This is a genomic window from Gimesia fumaroli, assembly GCF_007754425.1.
GTDB lineage: Bacteria > Planctomycetota > Planctomycetia > Planctomycetales > Planctomycetaceae > Gimesia > Gimesia fumaroli.
This window is the reverse complement of the sequence record NZ_CP037452.1, coordinates 4,326,286-4,342,000: the sequence shown is the minus strand read 5'-3', so window position 1 is coordinate 4,342,000 and position 15,715 is coordinate 4,326,286. Positions and strand designations below refer to the sequence as shown.

The window sequence follows — 15,715 nt, the reverse complement described above, 5'->3', positions numbered from 1 at the left end:
CATCTTTAGATTTATTTGGTTTCGATCAGGTAAGAGCCTTCGATGATTTGCACACCGGCAGCGGTGATGATTGCGGCTTTGGGTGGCTTGTCTTTTGTACCACGAATCGATGCGCAGCCGGCTTCGCCCTGTTTATTGATGGCGACGATCTTATCGTTGAAGTCAACTTTGTCCGGGCCGCCGTTAATCTTCACGATCCTCTGGCACAATGCTTCACAGGCCTCGCGAGGGCTCTTGCCGGCCCGCATCTGTTCCACAACGAAAAAACTGCCACAGGTCCGCAGGATTTCTTCTCCCCGTCCGGTAGCGCCCGCTGCACCGACTTCGTTGTCGACATAAAGACCTGCGCCGATGATGGGAGAATCGCCGATTCGGCCGGGCAACTTGCCAAACAGACCTGAGGTGGTTGTGCAGCCGGCGAGATCGCCTGCGGCGTCGAGCGCCAGAATATTGATCGTTCCTGTCGGCCGTTTATCAAGATCGTAGTTCCCGTCTTTCGGCGGGAACCGGTCGTCCTTGTCGCTCAGATTTTCCTTCCAGCGGAGCCACATTTTGCGGGATTTATCCGTCAGCAGATTCTCTTCTTTAAATCCGTGCGCCCGGGCAAACTCCTTCGCCCCTTTGCCAACGAGATGAATATGGTCGGTGCGTTCCATCACCAGCCGGGCGACGGAAGAGGGCGTTTTGATATTTTCTAGTGCACCGACGGAACCGCAGTTGTGCGTTCGCCCATCCATGAAAGACGCGTCGAGTTGTACAACTCCGTCTTCGTTCGGCAGGCCGCCGTAACCGACTGACTGGTCTTCCGGATCGAGTTCAGTGACCTGGGCCGATGCCTCGACCGCATCGAGGATGTCGCGGCCCGCATCCAGGGCTTTCCATCCCGGGAGCAGAACCTTCTCGGCCCAGTCTTCGCCGCGACTGCACAGAATCAGCGGTCGGCGGGGTGCCCGTTTTTCTTTCGCTTGCCCTGACATGGTTGCGAATAGTGAGAGCGAAGCACTCAGCCCCGCGACGTTTTTGATGAATTTTCTTCGATTTGTCATGAGCTGATTATAAGGAGATTCGTTTGGGAACTCCAAACCTTTTCTGAATTCTGGATAGTTTTAGTAAATCCGAGCAGCTTAATCGAATTGATCTGCGTCCAGACAATCAATCCTGCCCGCAGTCACGCTCCACACGTTCAAAGTGTTCGTCAATGACATTCAGACTGAGCAGCGATTCACGAAACAGTTGTAAGGAAGCGAAGACAACGCAGGCGATGCCAACGATGGTCAGTCCGCCGACGAACCAGAGTGATTGAGGACGCCAGAGATTCACGACACCGCCAAGTAAACTTCCCAGTGAAAAAAGACCGACGCTGACATACAGGCTCGCCAGAGCATCACGGAACAAGCGAGATCGTTGCTGGAGATTGCGCGACAGGATTTGGGCGTGGGCATCGGGATGGTCGAGCAGGTGATGGAATTCGGTATGGATTTGACCAAACCGGGCCGATGTCGAGACAATCAGCAATGCGACGCCAGGTAGAAGGATTAAGGGGGTGAGCCAGAATTCGGTGCTACTCATGTTTGTTTAGATTTCTGTAATGCTGTAAGGTGAGTCCTGACCTCTGAGTTTATGCGATCCATATCGATTCAATTTTTCTTTTTCTTCCCCTTTTTGGGTTTGCCCTGACCTGGAATGCCCGGTTTCTGGTCCCACTTCTGCGGTGGGTTCTTCTTGTAGATGGGGGCTCCGTCCTGCCTGGGAAACTGTGCCGCGATCGCGGTCAGTTCTTTCAGTGCCTTCTGTGCGGCGGGATCTTGCGAGTCGATCAGGTTCTGTTCTTCCCAGGGATCTGTTTTGAGATCAAACAGCTTGATCGGCTTGCGATTGGTGTCGATCCAGAGTTTGAACCGCTGGTTGCGGATCACGCGGTCGTCATATTTCAGCGCAGGCACCACACGTCCTTCGCGCAGTGCTGCCGGGCCTCCGCCCATCGACATGATCCACTCACGCGGCCCCGCCTTGGCTTTGCCCAGAATCAGCGGGGCGAACGATTTCCCGTCCACCACACACTCTGTTGGTAAGGTGCCACTTCCCAGCTCGGCGAACGTCGGGAGCAGATCGCTAAAGTCGACCAGCGCATCGGTCTCGACTCCTGCAGGCACTGTGCCGGGACAGTTGACGATGAAAGGCATAGCGGTACCGTTCTGCTCAGTCATTTTTGTCTTGCCGCCGCGGACAAGATGGCCCAGACGATGATTTCTCTGACCGCCGGTGCCGTTGTCGGTGGTGAAGACAATGATTGTATTATCACGGATACCGGTTTCGTCGAGCGCTCTGACCAGCTTGCCGACCAGCTTGTCGGTGTAGCGGACCATGCCCGCAAACAGACGCCGCTTGTTCGTTTCGTCTTTGTTATCGGGCGTCGTGGTCAAAGGGCTGTGTGTGAGCACCATCGGGTAATACAGCAGCATTGGCTGGTCTTTATGCTTGCCAATGAAGTCGATCAGGTAGTCACAATAAATATCGGGGCCGAACTGACCGTTATAGGTTTTGCTCCCTTTCCCTTTGACGTTGATATAAGGGTTCCAGTAGCGATTGGCGCTGGGAGGATTGTCTGCTTCGTATCCGGTCCACATGCACCAGTCGTCAAAGCCGGCTTCGTGCAGCGCCTGGGGTTCGACGCGAAAATCATCGATCTGCCACTTACCGGCGGCACACGTTTTGTAACCGGCTTTTCTGAGAACGTTGGCGTAGGTCGTGTTTAAGTTAGCATCAAAATGTGCGCTGGCGCCCCAGCGGGGGACATCCCAGTGATTAGTCCAACCATGCCGAAATGGATATTGTCCGGTGAGCAGCGTGACCCGCGTCGGCGTACATTGGGGCATGCACCAGGCATTGTTGAATTTCATCCCGGTCTCGGCCAGGCCGTCAATCGCGGGTGTCTGGATACCTGCTGCGCCGTAGCAACTGATCCATTCCTTACCCAGGTCATCGACCATGATAAACAGGATATTCGGCTGTTTAAGCTCCGCTGAGACAGTGGGCTGAATCAACAGCAGGAGAAACGTCAGAGACAACAGAGCGCGAATCATGGCTGAATCCTTAATCAAGTTGCAAAGCCATAGTTGAATATAGGTGCACCTCGATTCTAGCCGGGAATCAAGGACATCGCAACGATCTCCCTGAAGTCTGAGTGGCGCGTGTTGTAATCTGAATTGGGGCAGGATAATCTAGAAGCAGTTGCGGATAATAATTTTATTGAAAAATTCTGGAAAGTGCTCACATGATATCTCGAACGCTGTTTCTGTTGTTGAACCTGATGTTGGTTTCTCTGGTGACGTCTGTTGTGGTCGCAGACGACTGGGTAATTGACACGCAGGAAGAATGGACGGACGCGGCCGAGTACCAGGTTCAACTGGCAATCAAAGAGGGAATGGCGATCCCGACCGCCAAGTCGGCCAGCTTTTCGGCGTATGTGAAACGTTTTGACAAGAAACAAAAGGCAAAATCGTTGATCATTGAGCAGTCGCCTCTCTGGCAGAACTGGGAACCGATTGCGAACCTCGGACCGGCGAATCTGCAGGACGCCCCCGTCTTTCTGGCGATGGGGCCGAACAACTACTGGGTCTTTGGTCGCTACGGCGGCGCAAAAAAGAAAAAAGGATTTGAACCGAAACCAGCGACTCTGGATGGCTTCGACGTCTCACTCCAGACCACTCCCTGGAAACGACAATTCGATGCACCCGGCGGACTGGAAAAAGGGCTCGGCGGTTATCATGGCTGGCAGAGCCGCGACATGGTCAACTGGGTTCATCACGGCCCGGTGACGGAAGCTTTCTCCCGCTGGGTGACAAGTGCCGAGCAGAAAGACGGCAAGGTTTATATCTATTACGACTACCCCAACGACCAGGACCCGCACGTCTACATCGACGAAGATCTGACCGACGGTAAACCGGGCACAGACATGGGACTGGCAGTCGACGATCCCTCCCACGGTTCCGACGCTGGCTTCATTCGCGACAAGGAAGGCCGCTTCCACGTGATCTTGGAAGACTGGAGCCCCATCAATGCCAGCAAACGTTCCTGGGATTCCCCGCTCGCCGCACATGCGGTCAGCGAAGATGGTGTGAAGGACTGGAAATTCCTCAAGCCACCCGTGGACAACCGCACTAAAGATACCGGCAAGGTCGCCGAATATAAACATCCGCACTGGCTGCAGCATCCTAAATGGAATACGAACATCGGCAAGTACAACGTACATGAGCCCGAGCAGGAAGCTTACGGCGACTGGGCGGCGATTTGTGTTGGCTCGCAATACTACCTGTTCGGCGACTACGATCCCGCAGGCGGCGGACACATGAGCGTTGGCTGGTTCACCAGTCCCACGATCGATGGCCGCTATCAGTGGTGCGACAAAATCGGCACCGGTCATCCCGATCCCGACATCGGTTTCGCCAACGGTCGCTTCTATCTGTTCACACAGCAAAACACCGATTACGTCAGCCCCGGCCCCTGGGTGGGGCAGGTCGAAGCCCGTGTTGTTGTCGATACCGATGGCGATGGCAAACTCGATACCTGGACCGACTGGACCGAAGTCAAAGAGACCTACGACTACACGCCCGGCTTATCAAAACACGTCAAACGCACCCCCGCAAAACTCGACCTGACCAGTTTACCCGCCGGCTACGGCTTCGGTTTTGAATTGAAGCTGAAAGACACAACCGAGAATAAGTCGAAGCCGATGATCGATAAGGTGACGCTGACGTTTGAGTGAGAGGCCACTTCACCAGATCTTCATCTCCTCTTAATTGAATTAAGCGCGGATACTGCGCTACACTGCATGGAACTGAAATGGCACGCCAATTGTGGACGCCGTGGAACTGGTTCTCTGACGGAAAGAATGTGAAAATGTGTGTTTCAAAAACGCTGAGGGGACTCGTGGCAATCGTCCTTGTTGTGACCGGTGGAGTTTCGGTTCTGTCGGCGAAGGAATCCGCGGAGTCTCGTTCGCAGAAACGAGTGCTGATTATCGGCATGGATGGCACGCGGCCCGATGCACTGGCGAAAGCGAAAACGCCGACTTTTGATCGGCTGATCAAGGAAGGGGCGTTCACGGACAACGCGAATATTCTGGGGGAACGTTATCAGAAGAACGACACCATCAGCGGGCCCGGCTGGTCGAGCATTCTCACCGGCGTCTGGGCCGACAAGCATGGCGTGCACGATAACAACTTCAAAGGGAAGAACTACGAACTCTTTCCGCATTTCTTCAAGCGTCTGAAACGCGAACGGCCCGACGCAAAAACGGCGTCGCTCGTTTCCTGGGCTCCCATTCACGAATTCATCCTCTCCGAAGCCGACATCGCCGAGGTCTTCCCTTTGCCCCGTGGGAAGAATCAGACCGCCGACCTGCGCGTCTCTGCCGACAAGCTCGACATCAACACCCACGATGGTAAATGGCATCACCTGGTTGCGACGCGTAAGCAGGGTCAGCTCAAACTGTATCTCGACGGTCGACTGATTGGATCGCTGGAAGGCGTTGATCTGGAATTTCCGCTGGGAGGTGATTTCTATTATTTGGGCCGTGATAGTCGCTCCGGCGCGACTGGCTTTAACGGACAACTCGATGATATCCGTCTCTGGAAACGGGCCTTAACCGAAGCCGAGATCGCACAGGCCGCTTCGCAAATGTCCCCCACCAATCGTCAGGGGCTGCTGGCGGAATATCTGTTCCAGGGAGAATTGAACGATTCCGCTGGCCATTCCAAAGGACCGTTTCCGGCGCAGCCACTTACGGAAAACGCCACAGTTCGCTACGCGAGACACATATCAGACACCGAACTAAATCGCATCGACTTCGCCCCGACAGGCGAGAAAACACACGGCCTGCGAATTCCACTTAACGATTCGTTGCGAGACCTTACCCGTGGCGACTTTACCATCGAAGCCCGATTTATGACGACCGACAAAGGACGCAACATTCTACTGGGCAACTATGATGGCAAAGCGGGGGCATTAAACCTGGAACTGCACGAAGGTAATTCAGTGCGTGTCTACTTTCAGCCGCCCGATCCGAAGAATGCAGGTGCACTTGAGAGAGAAGGCATCCGCGATCAACAGATCGCCGCCAAGGCAGCCCAGATCCTGCGTGAAGAAGACCCGACGGCACTGTTCGTCTATTTCCATCAGACCGACGCTACCGGCCACGCGATTGGTTTCAGTCCCGAGGTTCCCGAATACGTCAAGGCGATCGAAAACATCGACGCCCGCGTGAACACGGTTCTCAAAGCCATGCAGTCACGTCCGAACTATGCCAACGAAGACTGGCTGACAATTGTCTGCACCGATCACGGCGGCTTGAAACGGAGTCACAGCAACGGTCTGAAGGTGCCGGAAATCCGCCGGGTTTTTTTGATCGTGCACGGCCCCTCAGCACAACCGGGCCCCATTCCCAAACAGGCCTATCTGGTCGACGTCACCGGCACTGCCCTGACACATCTCTTGGGAAAAGTTGATCCGAAATGGCAACTCGATGGTAAGGCCGTTGGGTTGGAACCGCAGGAATAGCTGGCTGGCACTTATAAATTGATAGCTGGGGCACAGCTCTTCTCTGAAAGTGAGATCTTAAGTCTTGATGTTACTGAGATCAGGGGGAGTAGATCAATTCTGCATTCCATTAAGGTCGCAAACCAAGGTCAGGTTTGTCTTGAGCACTTGCTTCATAGTACATTAAGATCGACAAAATATCAGACGCGAAATCCAGACAATACCTTTTAAACACAAATTCTTCGCGTGCAATACTCTCATTTTTGATATTCAGGGAATCGTCAATCATTTTTTGTTTTTTTTGATCCCAGTAAAAATCGTCACCTGCAAGATATCCACACATTGTCATTCCCAATCGATTTCCATTTTCCCATTCGCAATGCTGTGGACCAATCGGAGCAACAATCCAAGGTCTTTCTGGAGCTTTATGGAATAACTTTGCACTTGAGTCTTCAGATCCGCCCAGAGTTACGTGATCCTGCAATCGAGCATATGGATCGAACTCAGCTCGTCTCATTGTATGTTCGATGTATTTATCTCGTCCTTTTATTTCAATTCCACGATATCCATTTATACTTGAGTGCCCTGGAGGTCCAACTCTTGCAGCATTCCTGGATGCAATGCAAACAGTTTTTGCCAAGCCCTGTGAATCGCTATTTACTGTGAATAATCTCACTCGCTTTAGTCCACACCCTTGGCCAACAATTGTCTTCAGTAATCCATCGATCACGCGTTTGCGAAATCCTCGATCTTTGACACGTGATCCCCACGACTTTCCTTCGTCGATTGGTTGCAACGTTTCAGCTACAGCTTCAAGGAATTCTGCAGCTCTCCCTCCCTTTTCACTTGTAGTACTTCGCTCGTCATCATTCTGACTTCGATCTATAGGCTCATTGGCAATAACATGTAAAAGCCTTCTGGCACGTTCCATCCCTCGCCAAAATCTCGTCTTAAAAATCCGTTCATATCTTTTGTCTACAGAATCTAAATCCGGAATGTCTTGAGAAGTCGCACCACCAGACCACCCAACGAATACCCCTGCAGTATACCCTCGCACGTGGACTGGAAATGCACATACAGGCCCTTCAATATCAAATAATTCAATCCCTCTTTTTGCGATTACTGGTGGATGTTTTTTCAGAGCTTCCTTTGTGTCTGAAATTCGAATTGTCCTTCGTTCTCGGAACGCTTCACTGGCTAATGCAGCTTCCTCAAAGTCGTAAACGATTTTATTATTATTCCCATTTCTTTGGGTCTCATCCAGATTACGTAATGTTGCACTTAACTTACCTGCGTAAGGGTCGATCTGATATAGCAGACACTGAAGGTCCAGATCGTCCAGATCACGACTTCGTCTCAATTCTTCTTGAAATTCAAAAGGATTTGCACTGTATTTTTTGAGAATGACAGCTGAATCTGCCAGACGATTCGACTCATAGCGGGTTGAACCAATTCGGTCAGCGAATTGTCGAGCAACCTTGTAATGATACTTGGAAAACATATAGCCGGCATCCGCTTCAAGTGTAACAACACCAGAACGATGACCGTCCACATAGACAGGTACACACAACGCACTGCCAGCATCTTTGTATCTTGGCGTATAATTGGCTTCCAAAAATCCTTGAGAATCTAGATCCCTGGAAGAATTATCCACGTCAGATAAATGAATATAGTCATCTTCAATTTTTCGTTGTTGAAACAGGCAGCTTTGAATCGAGTCGAGTGCTTCTGGAGTCTCTGGTGCTGGACTATATTTTGCATCTTCATCAGTTACTTCGTACTCAAAATTGCGATATAAAATACGGTGTTCCGGCATCGATGAATCACACATACTTACGTAGCCATGAGGCACTCCCAGGCGGAGAACTAAATTTTTCAGTAGCCATCCTACCTGTATACGTTCACCAGCTGGCTGAAATTTACTTGACGGGTCTTGTAAAAACTGTGCGAAACCGTGCCGATAAGGATTAGACAATGCAGTATGAGAAGAAATACCACCAATATGGTATAGCAATGCTGCTACACCACCAGTAATATCGCATTGAAGACTGGGGACATGAAGGGGAGGAGCCACAATTGTGCGAATGTTGTAGGATCGTTCAAGTACTTCTGAATATTCTGGATCAAAATGATTTTCAGGAAAAATCGCGTAATGAGGACCAAAAACATCACCGTAAAGCGACTTTGCCTCGTCCATAAGCGCAAGTAGGTCTGGATCGGAAAAACTGACACCAACGAAAAGGAACGTGCGAGTTGCCAAGAGCATCCGAAGACTGTTGAGTAATGCATAATTGACTTGTAACAAGTCCCGATAGTGCGATCGCGCCAAAACGACTGACTCGCGCACAGCATAGTCACCGTGAAGTTTCAGGACACAGAAGATACCCGAGCGAACATTCTGTAGTACATCATATGGATTTTGCCAAGTCAGGCGAGGAACGGAAAAGTGATATGCTGTTTCCAGTAAACAATCGTAATTTGTTGTGACAGCTAAAGAGAAAGGAATGGACGCAATTGCACGGTGAATCGGAGTGGGGACTGAAACTTTACCAAAAACTCGATGAGTCACGTCTTGTAACTTATTACCAAACACATTTTGAAGCATCTCTGCAGCAACGAGATAATCGCCTTCAAGAATTCTTTTCTGGATACTGATGGCAGCATTTTGTGAATAGGCGCGCGATTCTCTTTCCAGTGCTTTCAAAAATTCACGCCAATCCGGTAATCCGGCAGCTTTTGATGCGCCTGCACCTACATAAACTACCGCGTTACCATTTGCAATCGCTTCAGTCAGGGGACTGGTATGGGCAGTTAATCGTCCAGAATGTTCGCCCTTGTTATCAAGGGAATGTTGTTGGCGAGTGGAGATAGGAGGGGGAGGAGATATCGCAGAAAAAGCTTGCCATGAACAATCAAAAAATGAGGGGGATGCCATATAATCCTGGCTGTGTACATATAGTGCTGGTGGTGCTGACTTGTGATTGCGTGTATGTGTCCTTGTGTGTATGCTTTTTACCTTACATGAAATTCTACTTATTTGTCAACAGCTGTAGGGAAACGTACTTGAAGATTATGATGTAAGGTTTAATTCAATCGAAACTCTTAGTCGATTAGGCGAGAAAAGATTTAGGTTGCATGAGAGTATGACAAGTGGACTATGCTCTGTGCTGTAGGACCATAGCATGAATTAGATAGAAAGAACTGTGGTGGCCAACTTGTTCAATATACCTAGCTCCTATTGGGGCAGGTAAAATACTTTCATCCGATTGTTCCATTCCGGGAGCCAACAATGTCGCTCTGTAAGATACGCATTATAAATGACTGCTACTAGCACACATGCTTCTATGTGTTTTGAACTTGTTGCTATTTTTGTTTATTCACAACCGTAAATAAAAGCAGTGACTTAACAATTCAAATCAGATAGACTACGTATTGATGTAATTAGGGTGATTTCTGCATATAAAAAAGTCTTTTTTAATACCTGAGGATGTCTATGGAATGACCACGTTTAATCAAACGAAGCCAATGTTACTTCCCAACGACGTTGATCAACGTGGCTCTCACGATGAATTCCATCGTCCATCAGATTATGAACGCATCCTCTCATTTTGTCTGAAAAGAACGGCACCAGGGGATTCTGAGTTCAATAAAATATCAGACGCTTCAGACGAGTCACTTAAGCAGGTTTCTGAGTTAACCCTGCTGGGACACCGGGCCATCCAGCATACGGGTGAGTTGCTTGATCCTCATCTGAAACAGCTGGCAGATAAATATAGAGGTAGTTCACATGACAGACGCTATGAAATTTGCGAGCAACTCTATGAATCGTTGTTAACTCAGTCCGAGCCCGTTCGATCTCAAGAAGAACTGCTGGAACATATCTGGGATGATCTATCGAATCAGTCCTGTAACCGAATTTTCGCGCAGCAATTCTTGAGACATGGAAATCCCAATTGTTTTGGTCGTGCGTTGATCCTGCTTGCTTTTGCGAAACTCGCGAATGCGACTGTTTTGGGGGCGACGCCCCTGATTCCCGGTTCGGAACTTTTAATCCGTCATGATGGTCTCGTGGCAAAATGGATTTTAAGACATGCCCAGAGACACAAAGTAAAACTGAGACCAGAGCTGATTTCGTTTTTGCAATTTATCGTTAAGCGGCCTGAAATCGATCGTATCCGGCCGCTGATGTTTCATATGGGATTGGTATTTCAGATCAGTCCCGCTTGCTGGGTTTTAATTGATCCGCACGCGAAAGCGTTTGGCAAATATCACAATACAGCTCTGATTTCTCACATTGAGGAAATCAGTCAACAGAGACCACAGGAAATATTCAGCGCAGACTTTCGCTCTGAAACGAATCTAAAAAGTGGGGACCAACTCAGACAACTAAAATCCTTAACCCGGTTTCTGGATCAACTTCAAGCTCTCAGTGAATGTCCTGTCGGAGAAGCCTTGATGGCCATGGCAAAATCTCAGTTTCTGGATTTTGTGCTCAGTGACGATTGGAACATTCCCCAGGAACAGAAAGAAAAGATCGCTGCACAGCTACGGGGGGAGCTGGCCCCGGTGGTTAAGGAGCGTTGTCTGGAACCATTACTGGAAACGCAGCACTCCCGGTCGACGCTATGCCGCATCCAGGCATTCTTGGAATATTGTTTACTGTTGGACTGCGGACAAGAATTTGTCGGCCTGCTTTCATTTCACGTTTCTGCCGACACGCAAACTATGCGCCAGGAGATGTTGCAGCTATCTTTTACAGAACTCCTGTCAGAACTGATCGCACGGTTTCATGGGGTTCTGTTTAATCAATCTTCGCTGAGTCCTGATCAGGAAATATTACATCCTGTTGTTGAACTATATCAACCGGGATTTCGTGTTGGCATCGAACTGGTCTCGCATGTCAATGCCGTCACTCTTCGTTCAGAGAAAATCACGCGACTGTTATCGCATATCTGTCAGGGACAATCGGTCCAACTCTCAGCGGCGACAGAGATTCTGCGCAATCCAACAGAAACAATTCGTCGATCATCAAGACAAGCCTTTGATCAATTGGAATCAGCAGAAATTAAGTCGTGCCGACTTCAGGAAGTTCTGAAACGGATCTCTATTAAAATATCACGCATACACACAAAAACTGGGGAGCATGAACAATTATGAATCAGAGTGAAAACAACTTTATCGAAAACGAAGCAGGGCAGATTAAAGTCAGATTGAAAAAAACGTTGGGTGATATTGAGGGCTGCCGCAAACATTATCTACTGGAAGCCATCCCGGGGATGATGTCCGTGGTAGAAAATGTCATCAAAGAATTTATCGACGAGACGAAAAATAGCGTGGAATTTGCCAACGCACAGCAAGAATTACAACATGCAAATTATGACCAGGGTGAATTAACCCGCTTGGTTCGCCAGTATGAAGCACATCCCGCGATGCAGATCGCCTTGAACGTTGCCTACGAAGTGACCTTGCCCCCAACCTTGATCCAGTTGGAATGTTAGAAATTCAAGGTAATCATGCCCGGCGCGCCGGGCATGATTTTTTCGCAAACTCCACCGGGGTCTGATTTCCCAGTGAGCTATGTGGGCGGTTTTCGTTGTAGTCCAGCCGCCACTGGTCGATTTGTTCCTGAGCATCTGCCAGGCTTAAAAACCAATGCTGGTTTAAACATTCCTGGCGAACCCGTCCGTTGAACGATTCAATATACGCATTATCCGTCGGTTTTCCAAGCCGACTAAAATCCAGAGTTACCTTGTTGAAGTAAGCCCACCAGTCCAGGCTCTTCGAAATGAACTCAGGACCGTTATCCACGCGAATCGATTGAGGACAGCCCCGAACCTCTTTGACTCGCTCCAGAGCTGCTACGACATCATCCCCCGTCATCCGGGTACCGACCCGAATGGCCAGACTCTCACGACTAAAGTTATCGACTAACGTTAACAGCCGGAATCGCTTCCCGTCAAACAGTTGGTCGGACATGAAGTCCATACTCCAACTCTCATTAGTGCAGCTGGCTTTCGGTCGCGTTACTCGGACCTGACAACTTCGATTCCGCCGTGGACGTTTTCGACGCATTTGTAGGCCTTCTTCGATATAAAGTCGGTAAACCAGCTTATGATTTACTTTCCATCCTTCACGCAACAAGAAAATATGTAACCGCCGATAACCGAAATCCACACGGGTACTGGCAAGATCACGTAACCGGATTCGTAATTCGGCCCGCTCGTCTCGAACACTTTGGTAACGGTGGCTAGCTCGCGGAAAGTTCAAGGCTTTACAAACACGACGTTCACTTTCGGCATAACTGACTTGCAACCGTTTCACCACTACTCGACGACGATCGGACCTCATACCTTTCCCTGGACAACATCCTGCAACATCTTTTTATCCAGGCTGAGATCGGCTACAAGCTGTTTCAGCTTTTTGTTTTCTTCTTCGAGTTGCTTCAGGCGGCGTACTTCAGCGACTCCCATTCCGGCAAACTTCTTTTTCCAGCGGTAGAACGTTTGTTCGGAGATGCCCATCTTGCGCGTCACCTCAACGACAGCGGTTCCTGACTCAGCTTGCCGTAGTGCAAAAGCGATTTGTTCCTCTGTGTAGCGTTTTCGTTTCATAGATCTGGTCCTTTTTAAAATGAAAGAATAACAATATTTCTCACATTCCGCATGGATCAAGAAACGGGGGGAAGGTCACACCTGCAAGGCCAGACACTCCCTCGTATACTCGTCTAAAATCGTGAGCCACTTGAGTGTGGTCCCCGTTTCTGTGCGATCAAAAATAAAATCCCAGCACCACACGTGGTTTTTCCTCTCAGGCCGACGGCGATGACAGGCATTCGCTCCCGTACCCAACGAGCGTTTTTTTCTTTGTTTTCTGGGGACTTTGAGCCCTTCTCGACGCCACAAGCGGTAGATCCGTTTCAGGTTCACCTTCCAGCCAGTCGCCTGCATCATCCTGCCGATACGGCGATACCCGAAACGGGGGTGTCGCCGTACCAGCTTCAGGATCTGTTTCAGCAAAGCGGCTTCACCATCAGGTGGAGTCGCCTGATAGCGTTGACTGGAACGGGGCTGATCCACCAACTGACAGGCTTTGCGTTCTGAAACCTCATATGTTTCCTGCAGATGCTGGACTGCCTGGCGTTTGCGAGAAGGGCTTAGAAGTTTCCCTCCGCAATATCCTTGAGCATCGCTTTATCGAGTTCGGCTTCAGCGAGCAGCTTCTTGAGTCGGCTGTTTTCCTGCTCCAGTTCTTTGAGCCGTTTGGCCTCTTCGGCCTTCATCCCGCCGTACTGAGTTCGCCAGCGATGAAAGGTCTGCTCACTGATTCCCATCTGCTGGCAGATTTCGCCAATTGTCTTTCCCGCATTCTGCATCGCCTCGGCGTCTCGCAATTTGCGGATAATCTGTTCCGGGGTATGTCGTTTACTGCGTCGTTTCGTCATGATTGTCTCCTATAAAAAGTCTATTGGAAACTCTCACAACAAATGGATCAAGTTAAGGGGAGCATGCCAAAGTCTGGAAAAACGATCCGAGTGCTGCAGACCGATTACGACAAATCGTTGATCATGCTGACAGTATGCTCCCCTCCGGAAGCGAAACCTTTACCAGCCCGCAAGCACCAACTTAACCCATACCAGGCAATAAACGGGGCGCGTGGCAACCCTGCACAGATAGAAAAAGGGGCAGCGACTGTCTTGGATATTGTCAAGAGGAGAGAAGATTCTGATTCCAAGTCTGGTTGTTTTTCATCATTGAATTCAGGATGGTGAGAATTTTTCTCATGCAGGCTGTGAGGGCCAGCTTCTTTGGTTTTCCTCTTCCCAGTAAAGAAAGATAAAACGTTTGATGCGACTGTTTCAGCGGGTGGCTACTAAGGTTGCCTTGTGAATTACGCATTATTCTGACTTCTGCTGACATACCTTCTTCTCTCTCCTTTAAACTTGCTACTGCCGCGTCAATGGCGGGGCTAGTCTATAGCATAAACCACAGTCCGACGTAGAACTGGCCGCCGTCAGAAAATACATCGTTTGTGGCGCTCCGTTTGGCAATGAAGAGTGGATCACTCAAACCGTCTAACGGCTGGACCTGGAAAGCACGATCAAGCATCGAGGTAGACTCTGGAAAAATGAGAATGGTTCTTAGTACTTTGCATACGAGCATTATGTGCTGCAAGTTCATCTAAGCTGCTTCTGGTGATATCTGGTAGGATTTGCCTGCCGTTGAATTGGCTTGTTTTCGGGTTTCTTTTCCGTTGTGAATTGGGATCGCAGGTCACCAGGCGGGCGGCCACATCGGGCTGCGTCCTACTTTTTATACTGGTTTGAAATCATGGTCTGGTTTTGTTTGTTACTCTGTCAATTTCCTACTCACTTTATGAGGCTCGGATGTGCATCCCGGCTGCCCCTCTTTCTTATGGGTAGAACTATGGGGGTGATGTGCTTTTTCTTCGTGCGCTTGTTTGATCTGATGCTCTTCGTCAGCGATGAAGGGATGTCTAAAGGGAGTCGCTTATGTTGTTTACGAACGACATGCGAAGCGCTGCGAAGGCTTCACGAAGCGGCCGGAAAGCGGTGCGAAGCGTTCCGATGTCGTTTGATAAATGAGGTGCGGGTGAGCAGCGATTTTGAAAATCGGTCTGAAACAAGCGGTTTTCATAGTGCTGATGTTCTCAGTGGTTCAGAAAATTCAGCTGAACCAGTAGTGAACTCTCGCGCGTGCGACGCTATCTCCGCATGATCGTGTTGATACGCGGGTTGCCTTCAAGGCTGATTTATTCAGGGAGAACGATCAGAATTTCAGGGATAAAAATGAGGCAACACAGCAGAAAAAGGGGAACAGCCAGGAACAGGCTCGCAGATCGTAAAGTGCTGTGGCGAAAGAGTGTAAGAAAATGAGGGCGCAGGGACTTGAACCCTGGACCTACGGATTAAAAGTCTAGAAAATCGTCAACCACCAATCACTCACCAGATACCAACCACGAAATACAAGCTGAATTATAGTGTCTACTCTACTTCTTAATGAGTGGCTGGTAACTTGCTGGTGGGTGAATGGATGCGGGTTTAGGTACCATTTTTGGTACCAGTTATCAATGCGTTTCTTCGATTGGAACGCTCGCAATGAAACCAAGTTGATGAACAACCTCTTATCAACATAATAGACGGTCAAGGCTGAGCAGAAAC

The 15,715-nt window shown here is 49.6% G+C and carries 11 protein-coding genes and 2 pseudogenes; 4 read left to right on the top strand and 9 right to left on the bottom strand.

The window, feature by feature from the left end; translation table 11 throughout:
• Positions 1 to 11: 11 nt before the first annotated feature.
• The 3 genes from Enr17x_RS16360 to Enr17x_RS16350 all read right to left on the bottom strand — a co-directional run bounded on the left by Enr17x_RS16360 (position 12) and on the right by Enr17x_RS16350 (position 3,083).
• Positions 12 to 1,046, bottom strand: coding sequence for a N(4)-(beta-N-acetylglucosaminyl)-L-asparaginase (locus Enr17x_RS16360; protein WP_198000617.1), 1,035 nt, complete (start codon positions 1,044 to 1,046; stop codon positions 12 to 14).
• 106 nt (positions 1,047 to 1,152) lie between these two features.
• Entirely contained in the window at positions 1,153 to 1,569 is a 417-nt protein-coding gene (locus tag Enr17x_RS16355; RefSeq protein WP_145310529.1) for a DUF2721 domain-containing protein, read from the bottom strand.
• A gap of 68 nt (positions 1,570 to 1,637) precedes the next feature.
• Positions 1,638 to 3,083, bottom strand: a complete 1,446-nt coding sequence (locus tag Enr17x_RS16350; RefSeq protein ID WP_145310526.1) for a sulfatase-like hydrolase/transferase — start codon at positions 3,081 to 3,083, stop codon at positions 1,638 to 1,640.
• 191 nt (positions 3,084 to 3,274) lie between these two features.
• Between Enr17x_RS16350 and Enr17x_RS16345 the strand changes: the two genes are divergently transcribed.
• Both Enr17x_RS16345 and Enr17x_RS16340 read left to right on the top strand, forming a co-directional pair.
• Entirely contained in the window at positions 3,275 to 4,765 is a 1,491-nt protein-coding gene (locus tag Enr17x_RS16345; RefSeq protein WP_145310524.1) for a glycoside hydrolase family protein, read from the top strand.
• 77 nt (positions 4,766 to 4,842) lie between these two features.
• Entirely contained in the window at positions 4,843 to 6,558 is a 1,716-nt protein-coding gene (locus tag Enr17x_RS16340; protein WP_145310522.1) for a LamG-like jellyroll fold domain-containing protein, read from the top strand.
• Between the two features lie 109 nt (positions 6,559 to 6,667).
• On the opposite strand, the gene Enr17x_RS16335 is transcribed toward Enr17x_RS16340, so the two are convergent.
• Positions 6,668 to 9,472 carry an SIR2 family NAD-dependent protein deacylase gene (locus Enr17x_RS16335; protein WP_145310520.1) on the bottom strand — a complete coding sequence of 935 codons (2,805 nt, stop codon included), beginning with the start codon at positions 9,470 to 9,472 and terminating at the stop codon, positions 6,668 to 6,670.
• A 563-nt stretch (positions 9,473 to 10,035) separates the two neighbouring features.
• Between Enr17x_RS16335 and Enr17x_RS16330 the strand changes: the two genes are divergently transcribed.
• Positions 10,036 to 11,694, top strand: a complete 1,659-nt coding sequence (locus Enr17x_RS16330; protein ID WP_145310519.1) for a hypothetical protein — start codon at positions 10,036 to 10,038, stop codon at positions 11,692 to 11,694.
• The gene (locus Enr17x_RS16325) at positions 11,691 to 12,035 is read left to right on the top strand and encodes a hypothetical protein (RefSeq protein ID WP_145310517.1); all 345 of its coding nucleotides are present in this window, start codon (positions 11,691 to 11,693) and stop codon (positions 12,033 to 12,035) included. Before Enr17x_RS16330 ends, Enr17x_RS16325 begins: the two co-directional genes overlap by 4 nt.
• A gap of 13 nt (positions 12,036 to 12,048) precedes the next feature.
• Here Enr17x_RS16325 and Enr17x_RS16320 read toward each other — a convergent pair.
• The 5 genes and pseudogenes from Enr17x_RS16320 to Enr17x_RS30255 form a co-directional block, all read right to left on the bottom strand.
• Positions 12,049 to 13,148, bottom strand: a protein-coding gene (locus Enr17x_RS16320; protein WP_449267334.1) for an IS3 family transposase whose coding sequence is annotated in 2 segments (ribosomal slippage) — positions 12,049 to 12,893 and positions 12,893 to 13,148 — 1,101 coding nt in all. Because the reading frame shifts where the segments join, the coding sequence is not laid out codon by codon here.
• A gap of 75 nt (positions 13,149 to 13,223) precedes the next feature.
• Positions 13,224 to 13,613 (bottom strand): IS3 family transposase, encoded by a 390-nt coding sequence (locus Enr17x_RS16315; protein ID WP_198000616.1) that lies wholly within the window; start codon positions 13,611 to 13,613, stop codon positions 13,224 to 13,226.
• Between the two features lie 21 nt (positions 13,614 to 13,634).
• Positions 13,635 to 13,978, bottom strand: a pseudogene (locus Enr17x_RS16310) (transposase); the annotation flags it as partial.
• Positions 13,979 to 14,240: 262 nt separating this feature from the next.
• Positions 14,241 to 14,375: pseudogene (locus Enr17x_RS30440) on the bottom strand (IS110 family transposase); the annotation flags it as partial.
• Positions 14,376 to 14,507: 132 nt separating this feature from the next.
• Positions 14,508 to 14,642 carry a hypothetical protein gene (locus Enr17x_RS30255; protein WP_261343394.1) on the bottom strand — a complete coding sequence of 45 codons (135 nt, stop codon included), beginning with the start codon at positions 14,640 to 14,642 and terminating at the stop codon, positions 14,508 to 14,510.
• Between the last annotated feature and the right edge of the window lie 1,073 nt (positions 14,643 to 15,715).

Coding starts and splice junctions, on each gene's coding strand:
- Enr17x_RS16360 (WP_198000617.1), bottom strand. CDS start 1,046: ATGACAAATCGAAGAAAATTCATCAAAAACGTCGCGGGGCTGAGTGCT.
- Enr17x_RS16355 (WP_145310529.1), bottom strand. CDS start 1,569: ATGAGTAGCACCGAATTCTGGCTCACCCCCTTAATCCTTCTACCTGGC.
- Enr17x_RS16350 (WP_145310526.1), bottom strand. CDS start 3,083: ATGATTCGCGCTCTGTTGTCTCTGACGTTTCTCCTGCTGTTGATTCAG.
- Enr17x_RS16345 (WP_145310524.1), top strand. CDS start 3,275: ATGATATCTCGAACGCTGTTTCTGTTGTTGAACCTGATGTTGGTTTCT.
- Enr17x_RS16340 (WP_145310522.1), top strand. CDS start 4,843: ATGGCACGCCAATTGTGGACGCCGTGGAACTGGTTCTCTGACGGAAAG.
- Enr17x_RS16335 (WP_145310520.1), bottom strand. CDS start 9,472: ATGGCATCCCCCTCATTTTTTGATTGTTCATGGCAAGCTTTTTCTGCG.
- Enr17x_RS16330 (WP_145310519.1), top strand. CDS start 10,036: ATGACCACGTTTAATCAAACGAAGCCAATGTTACTTCCCAACGACGTT.
- Enr17x_RS16325 (WP_145310517.1), top strand. CDS start 11,691: ATGAATCAGAGTGAAAACAACTTTATCGAAAACGAAGCAGGGCAGATT.
- Enr17x_RS30255 (WP_261343394.1), bottom strand. CDS start 14,642: ATGCTTGATCGTGCTTTCCAGGTCCAGCCGTTAGACGGTTTGAGTGAT.